The sequence below is a fragment of the Streptococcus sp. 3705 genome, assembly GCF_013277145.1.
Taxonomy (GTDB): Bacteria; Bacillota; Bacilli; order Lactobacillales; family Streptococcaceae; genus Streptococcus.
In genome coordinates, this window is the sequence record NZ_VMMJ01000013.1 from 136,620 (window position 1) to 159,388 (window position 22,769).

Annotated in this window: 19 protein-coding genes; 10 read left to right on the plus strand and 9 right to left on the minus strand. The window is 41.3% G+C overall.

The annotated features are described in order from the left end of the window. The first annotated feature begins 63 nt into the window (after nucleotides 1-63). On the plus strand, nucleotides 64-765 hold the full coding sequence (locus tag HT714_RS04520) for an ABC transporter ATP-binding protein (protein ID WP_173225764.1): 702 nt from the start codon (nucleotides 64-66) through the stop codon (nucleotides 763-765). A gap of 1 nt (nucleotide 766) precedes the next feature. Beyond that, complete coding sequence (locus HT714_RS04525; protein ID WP_173225766.1) at nucleotides 767-3,475, plus strand: FtsX-like permease family protein; 2,709 nt, start codon at nucleotides 767-769, stop codon at nucleotides 3,473-3,475. A gap of 195 nt (nucleotides 3,476-3,670) precedes the next feature. On the opposite strand, the gene tpx is transcribed toward HT714_RS04525, so the two are convergent. From tpx to HT714_RS04545, 4 genes are all read right to left on the minus strand, one after another. Beyond that, nucleotides 3,671-4,162 (minus strand): thiol peroxidase, encoded by a 492-nt coding sequence (tpx, locus tag HT714_RS04530; RefSeq protein WP_000256026.1) that lies wholly within the window; start codon nucleotides 4,160-4,162, stop codon nucleotides 3,671-3,673. Between the two features lie 121 nt (nucleotides 4,163-4,283). Then, a complete protein-coding gene (gene psaA, locus HT714_RS04535) occupies nucleotides 4,284-5,213 on the minus strand; it encodes a metal ABC transporter substrate-binding lipoprotein/adhesin PsaA (RefSeq protein ID WP_172922047.1) in 930 nt (309 codons plus the stop codon). A 31-nt stretch (nucleotides 5,214-5,244) separates the two neighbouring features. After that, nucleotides 5,245-6,093: a metal ABC transporter permease gene (locus tag HT714_RS04540; RefSeq protein WP_000559787.1), complete on the minus strand. Its 849-nt coding sequence runs from the start codon at nucleotides 6,091-6,093 to the stop codon at nucleotides 5,245-5,247. After that, nucleotides 6,090-6,812, minus strand: a complete 723-nt coding sequence (locus HT714_RS04545; protein ID WP_000619142.1) for a metal ABC transporter ATP-binding protein — start codon at nucleotides 6,810-6,812, stop codon at nucleotides 6,090-6,092. The genes HT714_RS04540 and HT714_RS04545 overlap by 4 nt, the downstream gene beginning before the upstream one ends. Nucleotides 6,813-6,989: 177 nt before the next feature. Here HT714_RS04545 and pepO point away from each other — a divergent pair, with 177 nt between their 5' ends. Then, complete coding sequence (gene pepO / locus HT714_RS04550; RefSeq protein ID WP_173225770.1) at nucleotides 6,990-8,882, plus strand: endopeptidase PepO; 1,893 nt, start codon at nucleotides 6,990-6,992, stop codon at nucleotides 8,880-8,882. A 240-nt stretch (nucleotides 8,883-9,122) separates the two neighbouring features. Here the strand turns inward: pepO and HT714_RS04555 are convergent, their stop codons facing one another. Beyond that, nucleotides 9,123-9,752 (minus strand): MBL fold metallo-hydrolase, encoded by a 630-nt coding sequence (locus tag HT714_RS04555; protein WP_173225773.1) that lies wholly within the window; start codon nucleotides 9,750-9,752, stop codon nucleotides 9,123-9,125. Between the two features lie 143 nt (nucleotides 9,753-9,895). Next, nucleotides 9,896-11,353: an N-acetylmuramoyl-L-alanine amidase gene (locus HT714_RS04560; RefSeq protein ID WP_173225776.1), complete on the minus strand. Its 1,458-nt coding sequence runs from the start codon at nucleotides 11,351-11,353 to the stop codon at nucleotides 9,896-9,898. Between the two features lie 325 nt (nucleotides 11,354-11,678). Between HT714_RS04560 and HT714_RS04565 the strand changes: the two genes are divergently transcribed. Both HT714_RS04565 and dtd read left to right on the plus strand, forming a co-directional pair. After that, complete coding sequence (locus tag HT714_RS04565; protein ID WP_173225779.1) at nucleotides 11,679-13,901, plus strand: bifunctional (p)ppGpp synthetase/guanosine-3',5'-bis(diphosphate) 3'-pyrophosphohydrolase; 2,223 nt, start codon at nucleotides 11,679-11,681, stop codon at nucleotides 13,899-13,901. Nucleotides 13,902-13,930: 29 nt separating this feature from the next. After that, nucleotides 13,931-14,374: a D-aminoacyl-tRNA deacylase gene (gene dtd / locus HT714_RS04570; RefSeq protein ID WP_173225782.1), complete on the plus strand. Its 444-nt coding sequence runs from the start codon at nucleotides 13,931-13,933 to the stop codon at nucleotides 14,372-14,374. Nucleotides 14,375-14,412: 38 nt separating this feature from the next. On the opposite strand, the gene HT714_RS04575 is transcribed toward dtd, so the two are convergent. Together HT714_RS04575 and HT714_RS04580 are read right to left on the minus strand one after the other, a co-directional pair. Then, nucleotides 14,413-14,826, minus strand: coding sequence for a hypothetical protein (locus tag HT714_RS04575; protein WP_173225785.1), 414 nt, complete (start codon nucleotides 14,824-14,826; stop codon nucleotides 14,413-14,415). Between the two features lie 163 nt (nucleotides 14,827-14,989). Beyond that, nucleotides 14,990-15,640 carry a metal-dependent transcriptional regulator gene (locus tag HT714_RS04580; RefSeq protein WP_173225788.1) on the minus strand — a complete coding sequence of 217 codons (651 nt, stop codon included), beginning with the start codon at nucleotides 15,638-15,640 and terminating at the stop codon, nucleotides 14,990-14,992. Nucleotides 15,641-15,751: 111 nt separating this feature from the next. On the opposite strand from HT714_RS04580, the gene HT714_RS04585 reads away from it, so the two are divergent. Together HT714_RS04585 and HT714_RS04590 are read left to right on the plus strand one after the other, a co-directional pair. Beyond that, entirely contained in the window at nucleotides 15,752-16,594 is an 843-nt protein-coding gene (locus HT714_RS04585; RefSeq protein WP_173225791.1) for a metallophosphoesterase family protein, read from the plus strand. A 75-nt stretch (nucleotides 16,595-16,669) separates the two neighbouring features. Continuing rightward, entirely contained in the window at nucleotides 16,670-17,107 is a 438-nt protein-coding gene (locus tag HT714_RS04590; protein ID WP_173225794.1) for an Rrf2 family transcriptional regulator, read from the plus strand. A gap of 208 nt (nucleotides 17,108-17,315) precedes the next feature. Here HT714_RS04590 and HT714_RS04595 read toward each other — a convergent pair whose 3' ends face one another. Beyond that, complete coding sequence (locus HT714_RS04595; protein WP_173226938.1) at nucleotides 17,316-18,389, minus strand: DUF2974 domain-containing protein; 1,074 nt, start codon at nucleotides 18,387-18,389, stop codon at nucleotides 17,316-17,318. A gap of 155 nt (nucleotides 18,390-18,544) precedes the next feature. Here HT714_RS04595 and HT714_RS04600 point away from each other — a divergent pair, with 155 nt between their 5' ends. The 3 genes from HT714_RS04600 (at nucleotide 18,545) to HT714_RS04610 (ending at nucleotide 22,500) form a co-directional block, all read left to right on the plus strand. Further along, nucleotides 18,545-19,222, plus strand: a complete 678-nt coding sequence (locus HT714_RS04600) for a response regulator transcription factor (RefSeq protein WP_000548991.1) — start codon at nucleotides 18,545-18,547, stop codon at nucleotides 19,220-19,222. After that, a complete protein-coding gene (locus HT714_RS04605; protein WP_173251547.1) occupies nucleotides 19,215-20,189 on the plus strand; it encodes a sensor histidine kinase in 975 nt (324 codons plus the stop codon). The genes HT714_RS04600 and HT714_RS04605 overlap by 8 nt, the downstream gene beginning before the upstream one ends. A 799-nt stretch (nucleotides 20,190-20,988) precedes the next feature. After that, nucleotides 20,989-22,500, plus strand: a complete 1,512-nt coding sequence (locus tag HT714_RS04610; RefSeq protein ID WP_004242726.1) for an ABC transporter ATP-binding protein — start codon at nucleotides 20,989-20,991, stop codon at nucleotides 22,498-22,500. Nucleotides 22,501-22,769 lie beyond the last annotated feature (269 nt).

Genomic DNA, 22,769 nt, shown 5'->3' on the forward strand with positions numbered 1-22,769 from the left:
AACTAGTTGAAAAAGCGTTATAATGGTAATAGGAAGTAATTTGTTTGAGAGAGGGTGGGTCTGATGGCTTATATTGAGATGAAACACTGTTACAAGCGTTATCAGGTTGGGGACACGGAAATTGTGGCCAATCGTGATGTGAATTTTGAAATTGAAGAAGGCGAGTTGGTCATCATTCTAGGTGCATCAGGTGCAGGCAAGTCAACAGTTCTTAACCTTCTTGGAGGCATGGATACCAATGACGACGGGGAAATCTGGATTGATGGTGTCAATATTGCAGACTATAGTTCCCACCAGCGAACCAATTACCGCCGCAACGATGTCGGTTTTGTTTTTCAGTTTTACAATCTAGTGTCCAATCTAACTGCTAAGGAAAATGTGGAACTGGCTTCTGAAATCGTGATGGATGCCTTGGATTCTGAGCAGGTCTTGACAGATGTAGGTCTGGCTCATCGTTTCAATAATTTTCCAGCTCAGCTTTCTGGAGGGGAGCAACAGCGAGTCTCCATTGCACGCGCGGTAGCCAAAAATCCTAAAATCCTCCTTTGTGATGAACCGACTGGAGCCTTGGATTATCAGACAGGCAAGCAAGTCTTGAAGATTCTCCAAGACATGTCTCGTCAAAAGGGAGCGACGGTGATCATCGTGACTCATAATGGAGCTTTAGCGCCCATTGCTGATCGCGTAATTCATATGCACGATGCCAGTGTCAAGGATGTGGTGGTCAACCAGCATCCTCAGGATATTGACAGTTTGGAGTACTAGCATGATCAAGCGAAAAACCTATTGGAAGGACTTAATTCAGTCCTTCACAGGCTCCAAGGGGCGTTTTTTATCCATCATGACCTTGATGATGTTAGGGTCTCTAGCCTTAGTAGGCCTCAAAGTAACCAGTCCCAACATGGAGGCGACAGCTAATGCTTATTTAACAACTGCTCAAACCTTGGATTTGGCAGTCATGTCTAACTATGGTTTGGATCAAGCAGATCAAGAAGAACTAGGACAGACGCAGGGCGCAGAGATTGAGTTTGGCTATTTGACAGATGTGACTATGGAGAATGGGCAGGATGCCATTCGACTGTACTCCAGACCAGAGCGAATTTCAATCTTTCAGCTAAGAGAGGGACGACTTCCTCAGTCAGACAAGGAAATCGCTTTGGGCACTCATTTACAAGGCCAATACAGCGTGGGAAAGGAGATTAGTTTTAAAGAAAAAGAAGAGGGTCATTCCTCTTTAAAAGACCATACTTATACCATTACTGGTTTTGTGGATTCGGCTGAAATCCTCTCCCAGCGAGATATGGGCTACGCAGGCAGTGGAAGTGGGACTCTGACAGTCTATGGGGTGATTTTACCGAGTCAGTTTGATCAGAAAGTCTACAATATAGCTCGTTTGAAATATCAAGATTTAGCAGGCTTAAATGCTTTTTCAGTAGCTTATGAAGAAAAATCCAAGCAACATCAGGAAGACCTTGAACAAGTTCTATCAGATAATGGCAAGGCACGTCTGCAAGTATTGAAAAAAGAAGGGCAAGAGTCTCTCGATAAGGGGCAAGAGATCCTTGACAAGGCTCAGGCTAATTTGCAGGAAGGCAAGCGTCGTTTAGCAGCTGCTCAAGCTCGTTTACAGTCTCAGGAAAGTCAACTAGCCTTGCTTCCTCAATCTCAGAGAGAGCATGCCAGTGCTCAACTTACCCAAGCTAAGCAGGAATTGAGCAAGGAAGAGGACAAACTAAAGCAGGCTGAACAAAATCTAGCCCAAGAAAAGGAAAAATTAGAAAAACATCAGCAAGTCTTGGATGATTTAGCTGAGCCCAAGTATCAAGTATATAATCGTCAGACCATGCCAGGTGGTCAGGGCTATCTCATGTATAGCAATGCTTCATCCAGTATTCGAGCAGTGGGCAATATCTTTCCTGTGGTTCTTTATGCCGTAGCGGCTATGGTTACCTTCACAACTATGACTCGTTTTGTGGATGAAGAGCGAACACATGCAGGGATTTTTAAGGCCTTGGGCTATCGTAGCAAGGATATTATCGCCAAGTTTCTCCTCTACGGCCTAGTAGCTGGAACTGTCGGAACGGCTCTAGGTAGTATACTTGGCCATTATTTACTAGCCAGTGTGATTTCAAGTGTCATTACAAAAGGCATGGTGGTGGGAGAAACCCAGATTCAGTTCTATTGGAGCTATAGTATACTAGCTCTTGGATTGAGTTGGTTGGCGAGTGTGTTACCAGCCTATCTGGTGGCTCGGAGGGAACTTCATGATGAAGCAGCCCAGCTTTTACTGCCTAAACCTCCTGTTAAAGGAGCTAAAATTTTACTGGAGCGTCTCAGTTTTATCTGGCGTCGTCTCAGTTTTACTCATAAGGTAACAGCTCGCAATATCTTCCGTTATAAGCAGCGGATGTTGATGACAATATTTGGTGTGGCGGGCTCAGTCGCTCTGCTTTTTGCAGGTTTAGGAATTCAATCCTCTGTAGCAGGAGTTCCGTCTAGACAGTTTCAACAAATCCAACAGTATCAGATGATTGTCTCTGAAAATCCTAGTGCGACCAATCAAGACAAGGCAGAGCTAGAAGAAGTGTTGAAAGGGCAGGACATCAAAGCCTACCAGAAAATCTATTCTAAAACGCTAGACAAGGATTTCAAAGGTAAGGCAGGTCTTCAAACTATTACCCTTATGATGACAGAGAAGGAGGATTTGACTCCCTTTATCCATCTTCAAAATCATCAGCAGGAGCTGACATTAAAAGATGGCGTCGTTATTACAGCTAAACTTGCCCAGCTGGCAGGTGTCAAGGTTGGGCAGACTCTAGAAATTGAAGGTAAGGAATTAACAGTCGCTGCTATTACTGAGAACTACGTTGGTCACTTTATTTATATGAGTCAGGCTAGCTATGAGCAAATTTACGGACAGCTACCCCAAGCCAACACTTATTTGGTCTCGTTAAGGAATACCAGTGCTACTAGTATCGAAAGACAGGCTGGCTTACTTATGAATCAATCTGCGTTGTCCAGCGTTGTCCAGAATGCTTCAGCCATTCGACTCTTTGAATCCGTCGCTAGCTCACTCAATCAGACCATGACCATCTTGGTCATCGTATCGGTTCTATTGGCTATTGTTATCCTCTACAATTTGACCAATATCAACGTGGCTGAGAGAATCCGTGAACTCTCCACTATCAAGGTTCTCGGTTTTCATAATAATGAAGTCACTCTCTACATTTATCGTGAGACGATTGTGCTGTCCCTTGTGGGAATCGTACTTGGTTTGGTATCTGGTTTCTATTTACACCAATTTTTGATTCAAATGATTTCGCCTGCGACTATTCTCTTTTATCCACAGGTAGGCTGGGAAGTCTATGTAATTCCAGTGGCAGCAGTAAGCACCATTTTGACCTTGCTTGGTTTCTTTGTCAATCGTCATCTGAGAAAGGTTGATATGCTTGAAGCCTTGAAATCTGTAGAGTAATACTCAATGAAAATCAAAGAGCAAACTAGGAAGCTAGCCGCAGGTTGCTCAAAGCACCGCTTTGAGGTTGCAGATAAAGCTGACGTAGTTTGAAGAGATTTTCGAAGAGTATTAGCTGATTGAACTTATATTTACTCGTAAACAAAAATCCTCCGTTTCAAAGAGTGGGGAACTCTTTGTGACAGAGGATTTTTTCTATAGGGCTTTAGCAGCTGCAATTGCGGCTTCGAAGTTTGGTTCAGAGTTGATATTGTCCACGTATTCAACGTAGCGAATCGTATTGTCAGTATCGAGGACAAAGACTGCGCGTGCCAATAGGTGCCACTCATTGATTAAGAGGGCGTAATCACGTCCAAAGGAATGGTCGAAATAGTCTGAGAGCATGATGGCATTTTCAATACCTTCAGCACCGCACCAACGTTTCTGGGCAAAAGGCAGGTCCATGGAAACAGTCAAGACGACCGTGTTGTCCAGTCCAGCCAATTCTTCATTAAAACGACGTGTTTGAGTTGAGCAGATGCCTGTATCAATAGAAGGCACGACACTCAAGACTTTTTTCTTCCCATCAAAATCAGCCAGAGATTTTTTAGAAAGGTCTGTTGTAGTGAGTGAAAAATCAAGTGCCTTGTCGCCGACTTGTAGTTGTTTACCTGTAAAGCTCACAGGATTTCCGAGAAAAGTTACCATAGGATACTCCAATCTTTTTTCTTCCATTTTAGCTGAAACAGCCGGAATTTTCCAATGATTTGACCGGAAATGTGGGCATAGAAAAAACGCCAGCTCATGTGAGAATGACGTTTTCATAGGATTATTTTGCCAATCCTTCAGCAATCTTATCAAGGTTGTATTTCATCATGCTGTAGTAGCTGTCGCCTTCTTTACCTTGTTCTGCGATAGAGTCAGTAAAGATTTGTGCGTAGATTGGGATGTTTGTGTCTTGAGAAACAGTTTTCATTGGACGGTCATCCACACTTGATTCTACAAAGAGTGATGGAACTTTTGTTTGGCGAAGTTTTTCAACCAAGGTCTTGATTTGTTCAGGTGTTCCTTCTTCTTCAGTATTGATTTCCCAGATGTAAGCACTTGGGACACCATAGGCTTTAGAGAAGTATTTGAATGCTCCTTCGCTGGTTACAATGAGTTTCTTTTCAGCAGGGATGTTATTAAATTTATCCTTACTTTCTTTATCAAGTTTGTCTAACTTATCAGTATATTCTTTGAGATTTTTTTCATAGAATTCCTTGTTGTTAGGGTCTTTGGCGCTCAATTGTTTAGCGATATTTTTAGCAAAGATAATCCCATTTTCAAGGTTGAGCCAAGCGTGTGGGTCTTCTTTACCTTTTTCATTTTTTCCTTCAAGGTAGATAACTTCAACCCCTTCGCTGACTGCAAAGTAGTCTTTGTTTTCAGTTTTCTTGGCATTTTCTACCAATTTTGTAAACCAAGCATTGCCACCTGTTTCAAGGTTGATACCGTTATAGAAAATGAGGTCTGCCTCAGAAGTTTTCTTAACATCTTCAGGAAGTGGTTCGTATTCGTGTGGGTCTTGTCCAATCGGAACGATACTGTGAAGATCAATCTTGTCACCAGCAATATTTTTAGTAATATCAGCGATGATTGAGTTTGTAGCAACAACTTTTAGTTTTTGACCAGAAGCTGCCTCTTTTTTTCCACTAGCACATGCTACAAGAGCAATAACGGAAAGAAAGAGAACGAGTAATGTACCTAATTTTTTCATTAGATCCTCCAATTTATTGGGGCTTTACCCCTTATTTTAACAAATGTTTATTTTTCAGTTTCAAATATCGTTGTTTGGGAGCGATAAAGAAGCTAATGAGAAAGAAACTAGCAGCTGTAAGCACGATACTAGAACCTGCCGCAACGTTAAAGCTATAACCGATAAAGAGTCCCAAAACTGAAGCTGTAGCTCCAAAGGTTGAGGAAAGGAAAATCATGCTTTTCAGGCTATTAGCATACAGATAAGCAGTTGCAGCTGGGGTAATCAGCATGGCTACAATCAGGATAGTTCCGACACTTTGCATGGCTGTCACAGACACGAGAGTCAAGAGTACCATGAGAAGGTAGTGATAGAAATTGACAGGCATTCCCATGGCTTTAGCCAAGAGTTCATCAAAGGAAGTGATCAAGAGTTGCTTGAAGAAAATCCAGATTAACAAGAGAATGACTGCCCCAACACCCATAGTAATAAACATATCCGTATCTTGGACGGCCAAGATATTACCAAAAAGGATATGGAAAAGGTCAGTTGAACTTTTAGCGACACTAATCAAGATGATACCGAGGGCTAAGAAAGAAGAAAAGGTAATGCCGATGGCGGTATCGCTTTTGATAATCGAGTTTCCCTTGATGTAGGTAATGATGATGGCAGCTAGCAGTCCAAAGACAATGGCTCCGATAAAGAAGTCAAGGCCCAAGATGAAGGAGAGGGCTACACCTGGTAAGACAGCATGTGAAATGGCATCTCCCATGAGTGACATCCCGCGTAGAATGATGAAACATCCCACAGCTCCAGCTACGACCCCGACGACAATGGCTGTTATCAAGGCATTTTGTAAGAAATGGAATTTTTGCAATCCATCGATAAATTCTGCAATCATAGGTCACCTCCATTGAAAAAGAGTCGATTACCGTAAGCTTCTTTGAGATTGGTTTCGGTAAAGGTTTCTTTGGTTGGACCAAAGGCAATCACTTCTCGATTGACAAGCAAGACTTGATCGAAGTAGTGGGGAACCTTGCTGAGGTCGTGGTGGACGATGAGAACCGTCTTCCCAGCTTTTTTCAAATCTCTCAGCGTATTCATGATGATTTCCTCACTGACAGAGTCAATCCCAACAAAGGGTTCATCCAAGAGGATATAGTCGGCTTCCTGTACCAAACATCTGGCAATCAAAACCCGCTGGAATTGACCTCCAGATAGTTGACTGATTTGACGCTCAGCGTAGTCAGCTAGACCGACGATTTCAAGGGCTTCTTTCACTTTCTTCCAATGTTTAGCCTTTAAACTTCGAAAGAGAGGGATAGAGGGAAAGAGTCCTAACGAGACACATTCCTTGACCTTGATGGGAAAGTTGTAGTCGATATTGATTTTTTGTTCGACATAGGCAATTCGGTGTAAGGATTTTTTAACTTCCTTGTCATCGAGAAATGCCTGACCTTGATGTGGGATAATTCCCAGCATACCTTTTAATAGTGTTGATTTCCCAGCGCCGTTTGGGCCAATGATACCGGTAATTGTTGGTCCATGGAGCACTAGTGAAATATCCTTAAGTGCCAACGTTTCTTTGTAGGAGACACTGAGGTTTTCGATACGTATCATAAACTTATATTCCTCCTGTCTCTTAATATACCTTAAAAAAAAAATTAAGTCAAGTTAATTTTTAAAAAAATTAAAATAATAACTGAAAAATGATGGTAAGAGAAAGTTCATTTTTAATTGCATTCCTAGGTAATTTTTGTTAAGCTAAAAACAAGTACAAATGAAAGCGAGAACAAGATGACACGTTATCAAGATGATTTTTATGATGCAATCAATGGGGAATGGCAGAAAACAGCTGAAATTCCAGCAGATAAGTCTCAAACAGGAGGTTTTGTTGATTTAGACCAGGAAATTGAAGATCTGATGCTGGCGACAACAGACAAGTGGTTGGCAGGAGAAGAAGTGCCTGAGGATGCTATCTTGGCAAACTTTGTCAAATACCACCGCCTAGTTCGTGATTTCGACAAGAGAGAAGCTGACGGTATCAAACCTGTCTTACCACTTCTTAAAGAATTCCAAGAATTGGAGACTTTTGCGGATTTTACAGCTAAACTAGCAGAGTTTGAGCTTGCAGGAAAACCTAATTTCCTTCCTTTTGGTGTATCGCCAGACTTTATGGATGCCAGAATCAATGTTCTATGGGCTAGTGCTCCAAGCACGATCCTTCCAGATACGACCTACTATGCTGAAGACCATCCTCAGCGTGAAGAGCTTTTGACTCTTTGGAAAGAAACCAGTACAAATCTTCTCAAGGCTTATGATTTCTCTGATGAAGAAATTGAAGACTTGCTAGAGAAAAGACTAGAATTGGACCGCCGAGTTGCAGCGGTGGTGCTTTCTAATGAAGAAAGTTCAGAATATGCTAAACTCTATCATCCATATTCTTATGAAGATTTCAAAAAATTCGCACCTGCCCTACCTTTGGATGACTTTTTCCAAGCCGTTCTTGGACAAGTGCCAGACAAGGTTATCGTAGACGAAGAACGTTTCTGGCAAGCAGCAGATCAATTCTATAGTGAAGAGGCTTGGCCTCTCCTCAAGGCAACCTTAATTTTAAGTGTTGTGAATCTCTCAACCAGCTATTTAACAGAAGAAATCCGTGTCTTGTCAGGTGCTTACAGTCGTGCGCTTTCTGGAGTTCCAGAAGCCAAAGACAAGGTCAAGGCAGCCTACCAGCTAGCACAAGGTCCTTTCAAACAAGCCTTAGGTCTTTGGTATGCCCATGAAAAATTCTCTCCAGAGGCTAAGGCGGACGTGGAGAAAAAAGTGGCAACTATGATTGATGTCTATAAGGAACGCTTGGCTAAGAATGACTGGCTGACTCCTGAAACTCGTGACAAGGCCATCGTCAAACTCAATGTTATCAAGCCTTACATCGGTTATCCAGAAGAATTGCCAGCACGCTACAAAGACAAGGTAGTGGATGAGACTGCTAGTCTTTTTGACAATGCTCTAGCCTTTGCGCGTGTGGAAATCAAACACAGTTGGAGCAAGTGGAACCAACCTGTAGACTACAAGGAATGGGGCATGCCTGCTCACATGGTCAATGCCTACTACAATCCACAGAAGAACCTGATTGTCTTCCCGGCGGCTATTTTACAGGCTCCTTTCTATGACTTGCATCAGTCATCTTCTGCTAATTATGGTGGGATTGGGGCAGTTATTGCCCATGAAATTTCCCACGCCTTTGATACCAACGGAGCTTCCTTTGATGAAAATGGTAGCCTCAAAGATTGGTGGACAGAGAGTGACTATGCTGCCTTCAAGGAGAAAACACAAAAAGTTATTGACCAGTTTGATGGACAGGATTCTTATGGAGCAACCATCAACGGTAAATTGACTGTATCAGAAAACGTGGCTGACTTGGGAGGAATCGCTGCAGCGCTTGAAGCAGCTAAGCGAGAACCAGACTTCTCAGCAGAAGAATTCTTCTACAACTTCGGTCGTATCTGGCGCATGAAAGGTCGCCCAGAATTTATGAAACTTTTGGCTAGCGTCGATGTGCACGCGCCAGCCAAACTCCGTGTCAATGTGCAAGTGCCAAACTTCGATGATTTCTTTACAACCTATGATGTCAAAGAAGGAGACGGTATGTGGCGTTCACCAGAAGAGCGCGTGATTATTTGGTAATGCAAAGAAGCAAGTGATCAGAAAAAGGCATCCAATCAGGTCTGAAAACTTGATTGGATGCCTTTTATAATGGAAAGACTTGCTGGATAGTTTACTTATACTCTTCGAAAATCTCTTCAACCACGTCAACTTTATCTGTAACCTCAAAGCGGTGCTTTGAGTAACCCTGTGGCTAGTTTCCTAGTTTGTTCTTTGATTTTTATTGAGTATTAAATTACGATATTGATTGTCATCAACTTGCTAGAAAAAAGGATTAAAGGTCTTTTCGTGAGCAATAGTAGTAGCTGGACCATGCCCTGGATAGACATCATAGTTTGGTAAGGTGAAGAGTTGGGTCTGGATACTATGGAGGAGTTGCTCCGTACTACCAGTCGGAAGGTCGGTTCGTCCGATTGTTTCACGGAAAAGGGCATCACCCGTTAATACCAAATGAGCTTGAGGAAAGACTAGGGAAACACCGCCGATGGAATGTCCTGGTGTTGGTAAGACAGTGAAACGAAATTCCTCCAGTTGATATTCCTCATGAAAGACATAGGTGTGCTCTGCCGGTTTTGCGACCACATCTGCCATATCATCGTGGCGAGGTAGCCCTGAGAGATTATCGACGGGAGTATAGAGCCAGCTGGATTCGCTCTCTGCGATATAGACAGGAGGATTGCCAAAAGTCTCGCGCACCAAGTCCAAACTCATGATATGGTCATAATGGGCGTGGGTCAAGAGAATAGCACAAATCGGTTTGTTGATGTTATCTATTGTCTGACGAATGGCTTCCCAATGGCTACCGGGATCTACCACGATAAGGTGCTTTTCACCTTCTAGGTAATAGGTGTTTTCATAGGCAACAGGATTCACGGTTTTATGGATTTTCATACTAGCTCCAATCTCAAAGAATGTACTAAATTAAGTATAGCACAGTTAGGGAGAATAAGCATAAAAAGGAAATAGTTCTAGAAAGAAGGATATGGTTTGGATAAGAAAAATAAGCCCCGAATGAGATCGAGGCTTAGACTGTTTTAATTTCCTGAGTAATATTTTTGGATTCCCTTGACAATCCCTTCAACCAGTTTATCTTGGTAGTCACTACTGCGGATTTTTTTGTTTTCTTCTGGATTATCCATATATCCCATCTCTAGCAAAACAGCTGGTTTAGCTGTTTCACGTAGAACAGCAAAGGTTGCTTGCAAAAGTCCGGCATCCCTAGCTCCAGTTTCAGCTAGCAGTGAAGAATGGATATCGGCAGCAAGACGGTTACTTTCACTTATCCGTTCAGGATTATTATGCCAATCCTTGTTAATCTTGCTAGGGAAGCCAGGTTCTTCCTTGTAAGAATAGGTTTGTATACCTAGATTAACAGTAGTATCATTTCCGGTAGCGTTGAAATGAAGGCTAATGAAAAAGTCTGCATTGGTCTTGTTGACCATACGAGAACGCTCGGTAATAAAATCAACGTCTATATCACTATCTCGAGAGGTGAGAACGGTATAGCCGAGTCCTTCTAGTCGTTTACGTAGCTTACGATAAACTTGTAGGTTCAATTCTTTTTCAGCTATGCCATAGTAATAAGCCCCGCGATCCTTACCACCGTGACCTGGATCGAGAAAGATAGTTTTAGAGTAATGTCCTTTTTGAAAACTTTGTGCTAATTCACGAACCCATTTTCCATTCCCTTGGAAGAGCTGGTTTTTACCATCCACAGCATAGGTTCCTGTAACATACACACCATCGTCCTTAAGATAGTACCAAGATTGATAGTCTGGGTCATAAATCCATTCCTTATGAGCCATGTAGCCACCAGATTTGAGATAGTAGGAACCAATCCATTGTTTTTGGGCGTAGCGTCCGCCAGATTTGAGGTAAAACCAACTAGAGTAGTTTTGGTCGTAGACCCATTCCTTATCTGCCATAGCTCCGCTGGCTTTGAGGTAGTAATCGCCTTTCCAGACATTGGCCAACATTCTACCGTAGCCATCAAAAGCATACCACTTGCCATTAATTTGACTCCATTGGTTGGATAAATATTTACCTGAACCATTGATATAGTACCAATTATTTCCCATTTGGTACCAAGTGTTTTCAAGCAAGTAGCCATGACTATCAAAGAAATAACCATCATAGAGAGTATCTGTAAATTTGACCCCAGTTTGACTATAAAAAGTCCACTTGTTCCCCTCTTTTACCCAGCCAGTTTGTATAGATTGGCTTTGTTTGGCTTCTGTGGAGAGAGAAGGTTTGGTTTCTTGCTCACTTGAACTAGCTGTAGTTGACGAAGTTTCTCTACTAGCTTGAGAACTACTAGCAGAAGTATTTGTAGAACTGTTAGTAGAATGACTAGTGGAAGTATTTATTGAGCTACTGGTTGAACTAGTCATAGGGGCAGTAGTGGAATGACTCGTATCGTCAGCTAAAACGACTTGGCTCGATAAGCCAAGAACAGCCAAAGCTAAAAGTGTCAGTCTTTTGTGTGATTTCATGTTGTTTGCCTTTCTAGAAAGATGAAAACTCAGTAATTATCGTAAAAAAACTGTTTATATTACCATTATACACTAAAAAGGTTAGAAAATTACCAAAATATCAAACCTTTTCTAATTTAAGAAGAAAAGATTTTCATTTCACTAACTTTTAGCGTAGCCTATATTTCAAAAAAGTTAGATGAAAATCAGATAATTTTATTTTTTTAAGTGTAAATCTTATGTTATCCTCCTTCCTAACAAACTGAATAAGCTTTAGAATCCTCTTTTTCTAGTTTTCATATTCTTAAAAAAGTGATAAAATGGTAGGAAGAATTGGAGAGTATAGATGCCAAAAGAAGTGAATTTAACAGGCGAAGAAGTTGTCGCTTTAACCAAAGAATATTTGACGGAAGAGGATGTCCATTTTGTCTATAAGGCCTTGGTCTATGCGGTGGAATGCCATAGTGGCCAGTATCGCAAATCAGGCGAGCCTTATATCATTCACCCCATCCAAGTGGCAGGTATTTTAGCTAAGCTCAAGCTGGATGCTGTAACAGTAGCTTGTGGTTTCTTGCATGATGTGGTGGAGGATACAGATGCGACCTTGGACGATTTGGAAAGAGAGTTTGGTCCAGATGTGCGCGTGATTGTCGATGGAGTTACCAAGCTTGGTAAGGTCGAGTACAAATCAATCGAGGAGCAATTAGCGGAAAATCATCGCAAGATGCTCATGGCCATGTCTGAGGACATCCGCGTTATCTTGGTCAAACTGTCTGACCGCTTGCACAATATGCGGACTCTGAAACATCTTCGAAAAGACAAGCAGGAGCGTATTTCCAAAGAAACTATGGAAATCTATGCACCTCTTGCTCACCGTCTGGGGATTTCTAGCGTCAAATGGGAATTGGAAGACCTGTCTTTCCGTTATCTCAATCCAACGGAGTTTTATAAGATTACCCATATGATGAAGGAAAAGCGCAGAGAGCGTGAAGCCTTGGTGGATGAGGTAGTCACAAAATTAGAGGAATATACGACGGATCATCACTTGAGAGGGAAGATTTATGGTCGTCCCAAGCATATTTACTCTATTTTCCGCAAAATGCAGGATAAGAGAAAACGGTTTGAGGAAATCTATGACCTGATTGCTATTCGCTGTATTTTAGATACCCAAAGTGATGTTTATGCCATGTTGGGTTATGTGCATGAACTTTGGAAACCGATGCCCGGTCGTTTCAAAGATTATATCGCCAACCGCAAGGCCAATGGTTACCAGTCTATCCATACGACTGTTTATGGGCCAAAAGGGCCGATTGAATTCCAGATTCGAACCAAGGCCATGCACGAGGTGGCTGAGTACGGGGTTGCGGCTCACTGGGCTTATAAGAAAGGCGTTAAGGGGCAGGTTAACAGCAAGGAATCAGCTATTGGGATGAACTGGATCAAGGAGATGATGGAACTCCAAGACCAGGCTGATGATGCCAAGGAATTTGTCGATTCAGTTAAGGAAAACTATCTGGCTGAGGAGATTTACGTCTTTACTCCAGATGGTGCTGTCCGTTCTCTTCCCAAAGATTCAGGACCGATTGACTTTGCATACGAAATCCATACAAAAGTCGGAGAAAAAGCGACTGGTGCCAAGGTCAATGGCCGTATGGTTCCACTGACAACCAAGCTAAAGACAGGGGATCAGGTTGAAATTGTCACCAACCCTAACTCCTTTGGGCCGAGCCGTGACTGGCTCAATATGGTCAAGACCAGCAAGGCGCGCAACAAGATTCGCCAGTTCTTTAAAAACCAAGACAAGGAATTATCCGTTAACAAGGGTCGTGAAATGCTGATGGCCCAGTTTCAAGAAAATGGCTATGTGGCCAATAAATTCATGGACAAGCGTCACATGGACCAAGTTTTGCAAAAGACTAGCTATAAGACAGAAGAATCCCTCTTTGCGGCTATTGGTTTTGGAGAAATCGGTGCGATTACCGTCTTTAACCGTCTGACTGAAAAGGAACGCCGTGAAGAAGAACGTGCCAAGGCCAAGGCGGAGGCAGAAGAACTTGTCAAAGGTGGCGAGGTCAAGGTTGAGAACAAAGAAACCCTCAAGGTTAAGCATGAGGGTGGAGTGGTCATTGAAGGTGCCTCAGGTCTCCTGGTGCGGATTGCCAAGTGTTGTAATCCAGTGCCTGGTGACGATATTGTCGGCTATATCACCAAGGGGCGTGGTGTAGCTATTCACCGTGTGGACTGTATGAACCTGCGTGCACAAGAAAACTACGAGCAACGCCTCCTTGATGTGGAGTGGGAAGACCAGTACTCTAGCTCAAATAAGGAGTATATGGCCCATATCGATATTTATGGCCTCAACCGTACAGGACTGTTGAACGATGTACTGCAAGTTCTTTCAAATACAACCAAGAATATCTCAACGGTCAACGCTCAACCAACCAAGGATATGAAGTTTGCTAATATCCATGTGTCCTTCGGTATTGCCAACCTCTCTACATTGACCACGGTCGTGGACAAGATTAAGAGTGTGCCAGAAGTTTACTCTGTTAAACGGACCAACGGCTAATTGTCCTAGCTCTTACTAGAAAGGCTATTATGAAAATCATTATCCAACGGGTTACAAAAGCCCAAGTGAGTATCGAAGGTCAGGTTCAGGGAAACATCAATCAGGGGCTCCTATTGCTGGTTGGTGTTGGACCAGAGGACCAAGAGGAAGATTTGGACTATGCTGTGAGAAAGCTTGTCAACATGCGGATTTTTTCAGACGCAGAAGGCAAGATGAACCTGTCTGTCAAAGATATTGAAGGAGAAATCCTCTCTATTTCTCAGTTTACCCTCTTTGCGGATACTAAGAAAGGCAATCGTCCAGCCTTTACAGGTGCAGCCAAGCCTGATATGGCATCAGACTTCTATGATGCCTTCAATCAAAAATTAGCGCAAGAAGTGCCCGTTCAGACAGGTATCTTTGGAGCGGATATGCAGGTTGAGCTGGTCAATGACGGACCAGTCACCATTATCCTTGATACGAAAAATAGATAAGAAAGACCAAGCCCAGCCGGCTTGGTTTTTCTCATATATCATAAAATACTCCAAAATGAAATCTGTTCTTGATAGGCCTTGGGGAAATCTTGTTTCAGGCTTTGGCAAGTGCGATAGGAAGGGATGAGGTGTCCTAGGATGAGGAGAGTTCCCTGAAGGAAAAGTGGCACACCACTCAAACATATCAAGGAGAGAATGATCAGGCTATCCCATAGGAGGATTTGTAAGGCAAAACGCCAGAATCGCGGTCTAATCTGGGAATAGAGTTGACTAAAGTGGTCACAAAGCTGATTAGACAGATAGGTCAATAGCACAGGATGAAAGAAAATGAGCCAACCGCTATAAATTAAAATCCAATCCCAAGTAAGCCCCTCTTTAAATGTCAAAAATGCCAGCATGATTTCATCAATGACAAGGAGCTCAATGGTTTTGATGAAGATGATGTTTTTCATGATAAAACCTCCTTTTTTCATCTGTTAGTGACGGAATAGTTTATATATTTATTATACAATATTTAGTTAAAGAGCGAAAGCGTTTACTATTGTTTTTGATGCAAAAAATAGATGAGAAAACCCTGAAAATAAAACTTTCAGGGTTGGTATGGTACTTGAGAAATTAGTCGATTTTTTCGACATAGAGTTGTTTGGCAATGTCTATATTCACTTGTAATTCCTCGTCTTTACTAAGGATAGTGAAGGTGTTGCTGAAGCCATCAAACTGCTGGACTTGGAGCGGATCACCGATGTGAAGTGAGTGCTTGTCCAGATAACTGAGAATGTCAAAACTATCGTGCACCCGAGTCAGGCGGTAGGCGCCAGCCTCCTTGATGTCAGCTAGTGGGAGGTTATTGATTTCAACCAAGAGTTCTCCCTTAGCAGGAATAGTTCCTCCGTGAGGGCAGGTCTTGGGGAATCCAAGCAATTTATCCAGTCTTTCCACGAACAGGTCAGAGACAGTATGTTCCAAGACCTCAGCTTCCTCGTGAATCTGGTCACTAGTATAGTCTAAATGATGAACTAGAAAAACTTCAATCAAGCGGTGTTTACGGTAGAGCTCAGAGACCAGTTTGAGTCCGATGTCAGTAAGTAGATAACCGCATTCCTTGTCCTTGAGGATGAGATTTTCACTCTTCATCCGTTTAATCATTTCAGTTACGGCAGGGGGAGAGACTTGCATGCGGGCCGCAATTTCCTTGTTGGTGATTTTATGCAGGTCTATGCCGATTTCATAAATACATTTTAGATAATCTTCTTTATTCGGGGTCATTCGTTTCCTCTTGTCTAATATCTTTATCTAGTATATCAAAAAAAGCTAGATTTCTCTAGCTGTGACTTTTTATGTTATACTTATTGCAAGAGAAAAAACGAGGAGATGGATATGACGAAAATAGCTCTTCTTTCAGATATTCATGGAAATACCACCGCCTTGGAGGCTGTTTTGGCAGATGCTCGGCAGTTAGGAGTGGATGAATACTGGCTTTTGGGAGATATTCTCATGCCAGGGACAGGGCGTAGAAGGATTTTGGACTTGTTGGATCAACTACCGATTACGGCTAGAGTTCTGGGGAACTGGGAAGACAGTCTGTGGCATGGTGTCCGTAAGGAATTGGATAGTACTCGCCCCAGTCAACGCTATCTTTTGCGCCAGTGCCAGTATGTTTTAGAGGAAATTTCCCTAGAAGAAATTGAACTGCTCCACAATAAACCTCTTCAAATTCATCGTCAGTTTGGGGATTTGACGGTGGGAATTAGTCACCATTTGCCTGATAAGAACTGGGGGCGAGAGTTGATTCATACTGGGGCGCAAGAGAATTTTGACCGCTTGGTGACCAATCCGCCTTGCGATATTGCTGTTTATGGTCATATTCACCAGCAGTTGCTTCGTTACGGGACTGGTGGGCAATTGATTGTCAATCCGGGTTCGATTGGGCAACCTTTCTTTTTGGACGCTCAGCTACGGAAGGACTTGCGAGCCCAGTACATGATTTTGGAGTTTGATGACAAGGGCTTGGTAGATATGAACTTCCGACGGGTAGACTACGATGTGGCAGCTGAATTGCAGCTAGCTAAAGACCTGAAACTCCCTTATTTTGATGTTTACTATGAAAGTCTGGTCAATGGTATCCACCATACCCACAATCAGGAATTTCTGAGAGAATTAGCCCAGAAAGAAGGTTATGATAGGGAATTAGATGCCTGGTTAAAAGGTGGTAACGATTGACATTACAACTAAAAAGGGTATAATAATAGAAAAAGAAGAGTAGAGGCAGGGTAGCCTCGTAAAAAGGAGAAGAGGATGCAAATTCCAAGTAGATTTACCATTGCGACTCATATGCTGATAATTATTGCCCTCGAGGGGAAGGAAAACAAGGTGACCAGTGATTTTCTGGCTGCTAGTGTCGGGGTCAATCCTGTCATTATCAGAAAGACCTTGTCCCAGTTGAAGAAGGCAGAGCTGATTTCAGTAGCGCGTGGAACAGGGGGAACAGAGATTGTTAAGGATCTCAAGGATATTAGTCTATTAGATGTTTATCAAGCGGTCGAATGTCTTGGTAAGACTGGTCAACTCTTCAGTTTCCATGACAATCCGAATCCAAATTGTCCAGTTGGAGCTCATATTCATGATGTTTTGGATCAAAAATTGGAGAGAATCCAGCTGGCTATGGAGGCAGAGCTTGGTCAGACCAGTTTAGAACAGGTCGTGGCTGATGCAGAGAGTCAGATGAAGGATTGAATTTTTCTTTAAAACAAGAAAGCTTATGAGAAGGTTTTTATACTCAATGAAAATCAAAAAGCAAACTAGGAAGCTAGCCGCAGGTTGCTCAAAGCACTGCTTTGAGGTTGTAGATAGAACTGACGCAGTCAGTAACCATAGCTACGGTAAGGCGACGCTGACGTGGTTTGAAGAGATTTTAGAAGAGTATTACCTTTTCATAAGCTTTTTATCTATTTTTCCATGCTTGGTAACGGGTATCAATCAATAATTGAGTGAGGCGTCCCATGGTTTTCCTTTCTTCTGGAGTGAGGGATTGCGCTTGGACGAAGAGATGATGAATGTGTTCGATAGCTTTTAAGGAAGACAGGTCATTGATGGAGCTAATACCAGCATCAAGAATAGTGCCAAAGAAGAGGTCAAAGTAGAGCTGGAGTTCCTCATCAGGGACTGTGGCCACCCACTCCTTGAAGGTTGTGTCGACTTGTTGGCTATCGCTGTTGGTCTTTTCCAGTTGGACAAAGTGTTTGTCCTCAATCTGCCAACTAAAGGTATCATGCTGGGCGATACCACCCAAGGCAGTACTTTGAACAATGATTTGGTGGGCAGGGATTTCCAACATCATACCGATAATGGAACCTTGTGGAATAAAGACCTTGGTTCTATCCATTATCCTTTGATAGCCCTCGGTTTGTGTCAATTCTTTGTGGAGACCAGGCGCATCAAAGGTATAAACTGCTGTGATTTGATTTTGCAAGCTTTTCTCAATTTGGCTAGCAGCATAGATGGCTAGATTTCCTCCCTTGGAATGCCCGGCCAGAATGACCTTTTGCTTAGGATGTTGGGCAAAAAAGTTCTTTAAATAGCGGAGGGCATGCTTTTGAGCAGGAATTTCCTTCATATAGGTTAGGTGGAAATCTTCCTTCCAGCCAATGATACTGTCATCTGTTCCACGAAAGACAATCAGATAGGTGTCGAGAGTGAGGCGGTAGGTCATAGCCGCAAATTGTTTTTGCAGTTCAGGGTCGATGTCGTTGATGAAATGGGAGAGTTTGCAATTTTTGAAGCGCTTGTGTTGAGCTAGTTCATCTAATAGCTGGAGGCGATTTTTACTGGTCAACATGTTAGGTTCTCTTGGAACCTGAGGTGCTAGGTCTAAAAGACGCTGAGGAGTTGTGGAGACCAGATTATCAAAGGAGAGGTAGGTGATTTCTGTTAAGGCTAGAATATCTAATTCATTTAAAGGAAGGTCGTAAAAGGAATCGTGTGCGACATCTTTCAGATAATCAAAAATATTGACCATAAGAGCTCCTTTCTTTTTATTTATCTTATCAAATTTCCCTCAAATTATCTAGTAGGATTGCCTCACTATGTTGGATAAAAACAAGCTATGTCAAATTCAGTTTCAGACCTTCTAGCATGGAAAAATCTGTTATAATAATAGAAAAGGAGGAGCGCATGCACAAGATTTTATTAGTAGAAGATGATCAGGTTATTCGTCAACAAGTCGGGAAAATGCTCTCTGAATGGGGATTTGAAGTGGTTCTGGTAGAAGACTTTATGGAAGTTTTGAGCCTTTTTGTTCAGTCGGAGCCTCATCTGGTCCTCATGGATATTGGTTTGCCCTTGTTTAATGGATATCACTGGTGTCAGGAAATTCGCAAGATTTCCAAGGTCCCCATCATGTTTCTGTCTTCGAGAGACCAGGCTATGGATATTGTCATGGCAATCAATATGGGGGCGGATGACTTTGTGACCAAGCCTTTTGACCAGCAGGTTCTTTTAGCCAAGGTTCAGGGCTTGTTGCGTCGTTCCTATGAGTTTGGGCGTGACGAGAGTTTACTGGAATATGCTGGTGTTATCCTCAATACCAAATCAATGGATTTACATTATCAAGGGCAAGTCTTGAATTTGACCAAGAACGAATTCCAGATTTTACGCGTTTTATTTGAGCATGCAGGCAACATCGTAGCACGTGATGACCTTATGCGGGAACTTTGGAACAGTGACTTTTTCATTGATGATAATACCCTCTCTGTCAATGTGGCTCGATTGCGTAAAAAGTTGGAAGAGCAGGGCTTGGTAGGATTTATCGAGACCAAGAAAGGGATAGGGTACGGATTAAAGCATGCTTGATTGGAAACAATTTTTTCTAGCCTATCTGCGTTCCCGTAGTCGTCTGTTTGTCTATCTGATTTCTTTGACGTTTCTGCTCTTACTCTTTCAGTTTTTATTTGCCAGTTTGGGAATTTACTTTCTCTACTTTTTCCTGCTGTGTTGCTTTGTAACCATCTTATTTTTCACTTGGGATATATTGGCGGAGATGCAGGTCTATCGTCAGGAAATTCTCTATGGGGAGAGGGAAGCCAAATCTCCATTGGAAATAGCCTTGGCTGAAAAATTAGAGGCGCGTGAGATGGAACTCTATCAGCAGAGGTCAGATGCAGAAAGAAAACTGACGGATTTGCTGGATTACTATACCTTGTGGGTCCATCAGATTAAGACCCCCATTGCAGCCAGTCAACTCTTAGTTGCAGAAGTGGTCGACCGCCAACTGAAGCAGCAATTAGAACAGGAAATTTTCAAGATTGATTCCTATACCAATCTAGTTTTACAGTATCTGCGTTTAGAAAGTTTCCATGATGATTTGGTCTTAAAGCAAGTTCAAATTGAGGACTTGGTCAAGGAAATAATTCGTAAATATGCTCTTTTCTTTATTCAAAAAGGCTTAAATGTCAATCTACATGATCTTGATAAAGAAATCGTGACGGATAAAAAGTGGCTACTAGTGGTTATTGAGCAAATCATCTCAAACAGTCTCAAGTACACCAAGGAAGGTGGTCTGGAGATTTATATGGAAGGCCAGGAACTCTGTATCAAGGATACAGGAATCGGGATAAAAAACAGTGATGTCCTCCGAGTCTTTGAACGTGGCTTTTCAGGATATAATGGACGCCTAACCCAGCAGTCATCTGGACTTGGACTTTACCTATCTAAGAAAATTTCTGAAGAACTAGGCCACCAGATTCGCATCGAGTCTGAGGTTGGAAAAGGAACGATAGTGCGGATTCAGTTTGCTCAAGTGAACTTAGTCCTTGAGTGAGAAGAGACAATGAGTTTTTACCCAATCTCTTTTTGCTATATTTCAGGATATTTGAAGACTGTTTTTTACAAAACAAATAATAGAATTTTTAATACGGAATATAGTATAAATACTGGTTCAAAGTGAAGTTTTGTATGCTTTATACTTTTGTTGAGTATAAAATCTATAAACTAAGGGTGAATTACAAAAATTAATTTGAGATGAAGTGAATTGTAGACTTGGGAAATGTCTCCTATTCGATTTCAGAATGAATCGTTGATACAGGATTAAAAGAACTGCAGCTTTCTTTTTATTTTGAATGAGATAGGTGTATATAGATTTGTGTAACTGGTGTAGAACTGTTTCCAAGAATTTATTGAATGTATCGAATACACACATTCTATTGATTTTGAACCAGTTTTTAATTTCTAAATGTTATAATAGTTTTATCAAGTAAAAGGAGACTGCCATGATTGGAGACAATATAAAATTCTTACGAAAATCATATAATCTGATATAACCAGAATTTTCACGGATTGTGGGTGTGTCACGAAATAGCCTAAATCGTTAGAAAAAGATGAAAAAGCTTACTTTCAATAGAAGTATTGGAAATATTCATTTTACATCTATCAAAGAAACATGGGATAGACCTATATTTTACAAAATAGCAAATTATATTTTGAATGATAGTAAAAACTGCAGTACTTGTGTGATTTACAATTATTGCACTCAATGTCCGAGTATCGCACTATCTGAAATAGGGAATAGTAGAGATTGTTCTGCGATATGTAAAAAAACGCATTAGCAAGGAGTATCGTATATGCTACCATATCTTAAAACTATTAGATGGTATCTCTTCTTTAATTTTCTTTTTGGTGTAGTATCGAATATCTGCACAGCTTTGTTACCGTATTTCACGCAGGCATTAATCAAAGGGGATTATCAAGTAGCTCTATATGGTTACTCTATGTCAGTGGCTGGCTATTTGAGTTGTAACTATATCCAAATGATACTTGATTGGAAGCAGGGGATTATCTTTTCGACTACTTTGAAAAATGAGTGGTTTCGTTCACTTCTGGGACTCAGTCACCACGATTTCAAGCAGAAAACAGTAGCAGAGTATATTTCCTATCAATCTAATGACCTAGATTCGTTGGAAAAGGATTACCTTCCTCCATTGATGAGTTTTATCAAACAAATTTTACGTATTATCATTTATGCTTTCATTATTAGCAGAACAATTAATCCTATTGTATCACTGATTTTAATCTTTTCCACTGGAATTAGTATTCAAATTCCTAAAATCGTTGGGAAGTTGACCGCTAATCGTAGACAGGTTTACTTGAAAAAACAAGGAGATTACTATCGAACTTTGGAGGATTTGCTCATGGGACATCATTTGGTAAATAAACTAACTATGTCGCATTTTTTGAATCAACAAAAGAGTTCTCTAAAGAATTTGCAGGATAAGTATTTTAAGTATGGTTTGACAAAAATTACAGGCATCTTATTGACAGGTGTTTCGTTTGAATTCATTAGTCTTGTTCTGTTTATTTATTTAGCCTACTCTCTATCTCACCAGCAACTCGGTATTCCTGAGGTGGTGGCGAGTTTCGGATATATTAATGCTTTTTCTGAACCAATACAGGAAATCCTTTATGATTTACAAATGTTAGAGTCCGTAAAGCCTGTAATCAAGAGTTTTCAAAACATTGTTGGGAGACCCGTTTCAGTTCAAGCACCTCAACATTCTTTTGATACGATTACTTTGAAAAACATTTCCAAACAACTGGGAGAATCAAAATTGATAATTACTTCCGCTACGATTCAAAAAGGGGATAAAATTGCGCTTATTGGTAAGAATGGGTCTGGAAAAAGTAGTCTTCTCAACATTTTAAATGGAACAGATGAAGATTTTGAAGGACAAATTGTGCTAGATGGGCTTGTTTTGGACCATCTTTGGGGAAGATTCGGTATGATTCTGCAACAAGAACATACATTTATTTCGAGTTATGAAAATAATGTAACGCTATTCAATAGTTTCAATGAAAAATTCAGAGAAGAAGATTTTGAAAAAATTCCACCACAATCCCTGTCAGGTGGTCAGCAACAACGAATGTATTTAAATCGTGAGAAAAATCGTAAAAATCCATTGCTTATCCTAGATGAACCTTTCTCTGCCTTGGATACTAATCAGTTTAAAATGGAATTGGAAAGAGTTCTGGAACTACCAAGTGCCGTCATTGTTACTTTACATCGCCAAAACGAATTATTAAGTAAGTTTGACCAAGTTTGGGAAATTAAGAATGGAGAACTTGTAATTTTGAAATAGCTAAATTATAAAGAATAAAACGCATATTATCAGGAGTTCAGAGGAGATACCGGTTTTTCTTTTTCTAATAAGGAATCTAAAATTTCTTGCTTTATATATCTGTTCAATTGATAGATTTCGTCAGAGAAAGACTGTAAAATTTTTGATATAATGTTAAGGATAGACTGACGGATACTTAGAGGATGATTTTCAAAAAAATTACAGGTGAGAAGAAAATATGTAAGATTGGACAGAAATCTCTCTACCATCATCCATGCAGAAACAAGATT

Bases quoted from the DNA above. Each gene is read 5' to 3' on its own strand.
- HT714_RS04560 (WP_173225776.1), bottom strand. From the start codon at position 11,353: ATGAAATCACACAAAAGACTGACACTTTTAGCTTTGGCTGTTCTTGGC.
- HT714_RS04585 (WP_173225791.1), top strand. From the start codon at position 15,752: ATGACGAAAATAGCTCTTCTTTCAGATATTCATGGAAATACCACCGCC.
- HT714_RS04525 (WP_173225766.1), top strand. From the start codon at position 767: ATGATCAAGCGAAAAACCTATTGGAAGGACTTAATTCAGTCCTTCACA.
- HT714_RS04595 (WP_173226938.1), bottom strand. From the start codon at position 18,389: ATGGTCAATATTTTTGATTATCTGAAAGATGTCGCACACGATTCCTTT.
- HT714_RS04565 (WP_173225779.1), top strand. From the start codon at position 11,679: ATGCCAAAAGAAGTGAATTTAACAGGCGAAGAAGTTGTCGCTTTAACC.
- HT714_RS04580 (WP_173225788.1), bottom strand. From the start codon at position 15,640: ATGACCCCGAATAAAGAAGATTATCTAAAATGTATTTATGAAATCGGC.
- HT714_RS04545 (WP_000619142.1), bottom strand. From the start codon at position 6,812: ATGATACGTATCGAAAACCTCAGTGTCTCCTACAAAGAAACGTTGGCA.
- HT714_RS04610 (WP_004242726.1), top strand. From the start codon at position 20,989: ATGCTACCATATCTTAAAACTATTAGATGGTATCTCTTCTTTAATTTT.
- HT714_RS04540 (WP_000559787.1), bottom strand. From the start codon at position 6,093: ATGATTGCAGAATTTATCGATGGATTGCAAAAATTCCATTTCTTACAA.
- HT714_RS04600 (WP_000548991.1), top strand. From the start codon at position 18,545: ATGCACAAGATTTTATTAGTAGAAGATGATCAGGTTATTCGTCAACAA.
- dtd (WP_173225782.1), top strand. From the start codon at position 13,931: ATGAAAATCATTATCCAACGGGTTACAAAAGCCCAAGTGAGTATCGAA.
- pepO (WP_173225770.1), top strand. From the start codon at position 6,990: ATGACACGTTATCAAGATGATTTTTATGATGCAATCAATGGGGAATGG.
- tpx (WP_000256026.1), bottom strand. From the start codon at position 4,162: ATGGTAACTTTTCTCGGAAATCCTGTGAGCTTTACAGGTAAACAACTA.
- HT714_RS04605 (WP_173251547.1), top strand. From the start codon at position 19,215: ATGCTTGATTGGAAACAATTTTTTCTAGCCTATCTGCGTTCCCGTAGT.
- HT714_RS04520 (WP_173225764.1), top strand. From the start codon at position 64: ATGGCTTATATTGAGATGAAACACTGTTACAAGCGTTATCAGGTTGGG.
- HT714_RS04590 (WP_173225794.1), top strand. From the start codon at position 16,670: ATGCAAATTCCAAGTAGATTTACCATTGCGACTCATATGCTGATAATT.
- HT714_RS04555 (WP_173225773.1), bottom strand. From the start codon at position 9,752: ATGAAAATCCATAAAACCGTGAATCCTGTTGCCTATGAAAACACCTAT.
- psaA (WP_172922047.1), bottom strand. From the start codon at position 5,213: ATGAAAAAATTAGGTACATTACTCGTTCTCTTTCTTTCCGTTATTGCT.
- HT714_RS04575 (WP_173225785.1), bottom strand. From the start codon at position 14,826: ATGAAAAACATCATCTTCATCAAAACCATTGAGCTCCTTGTCATTGAT.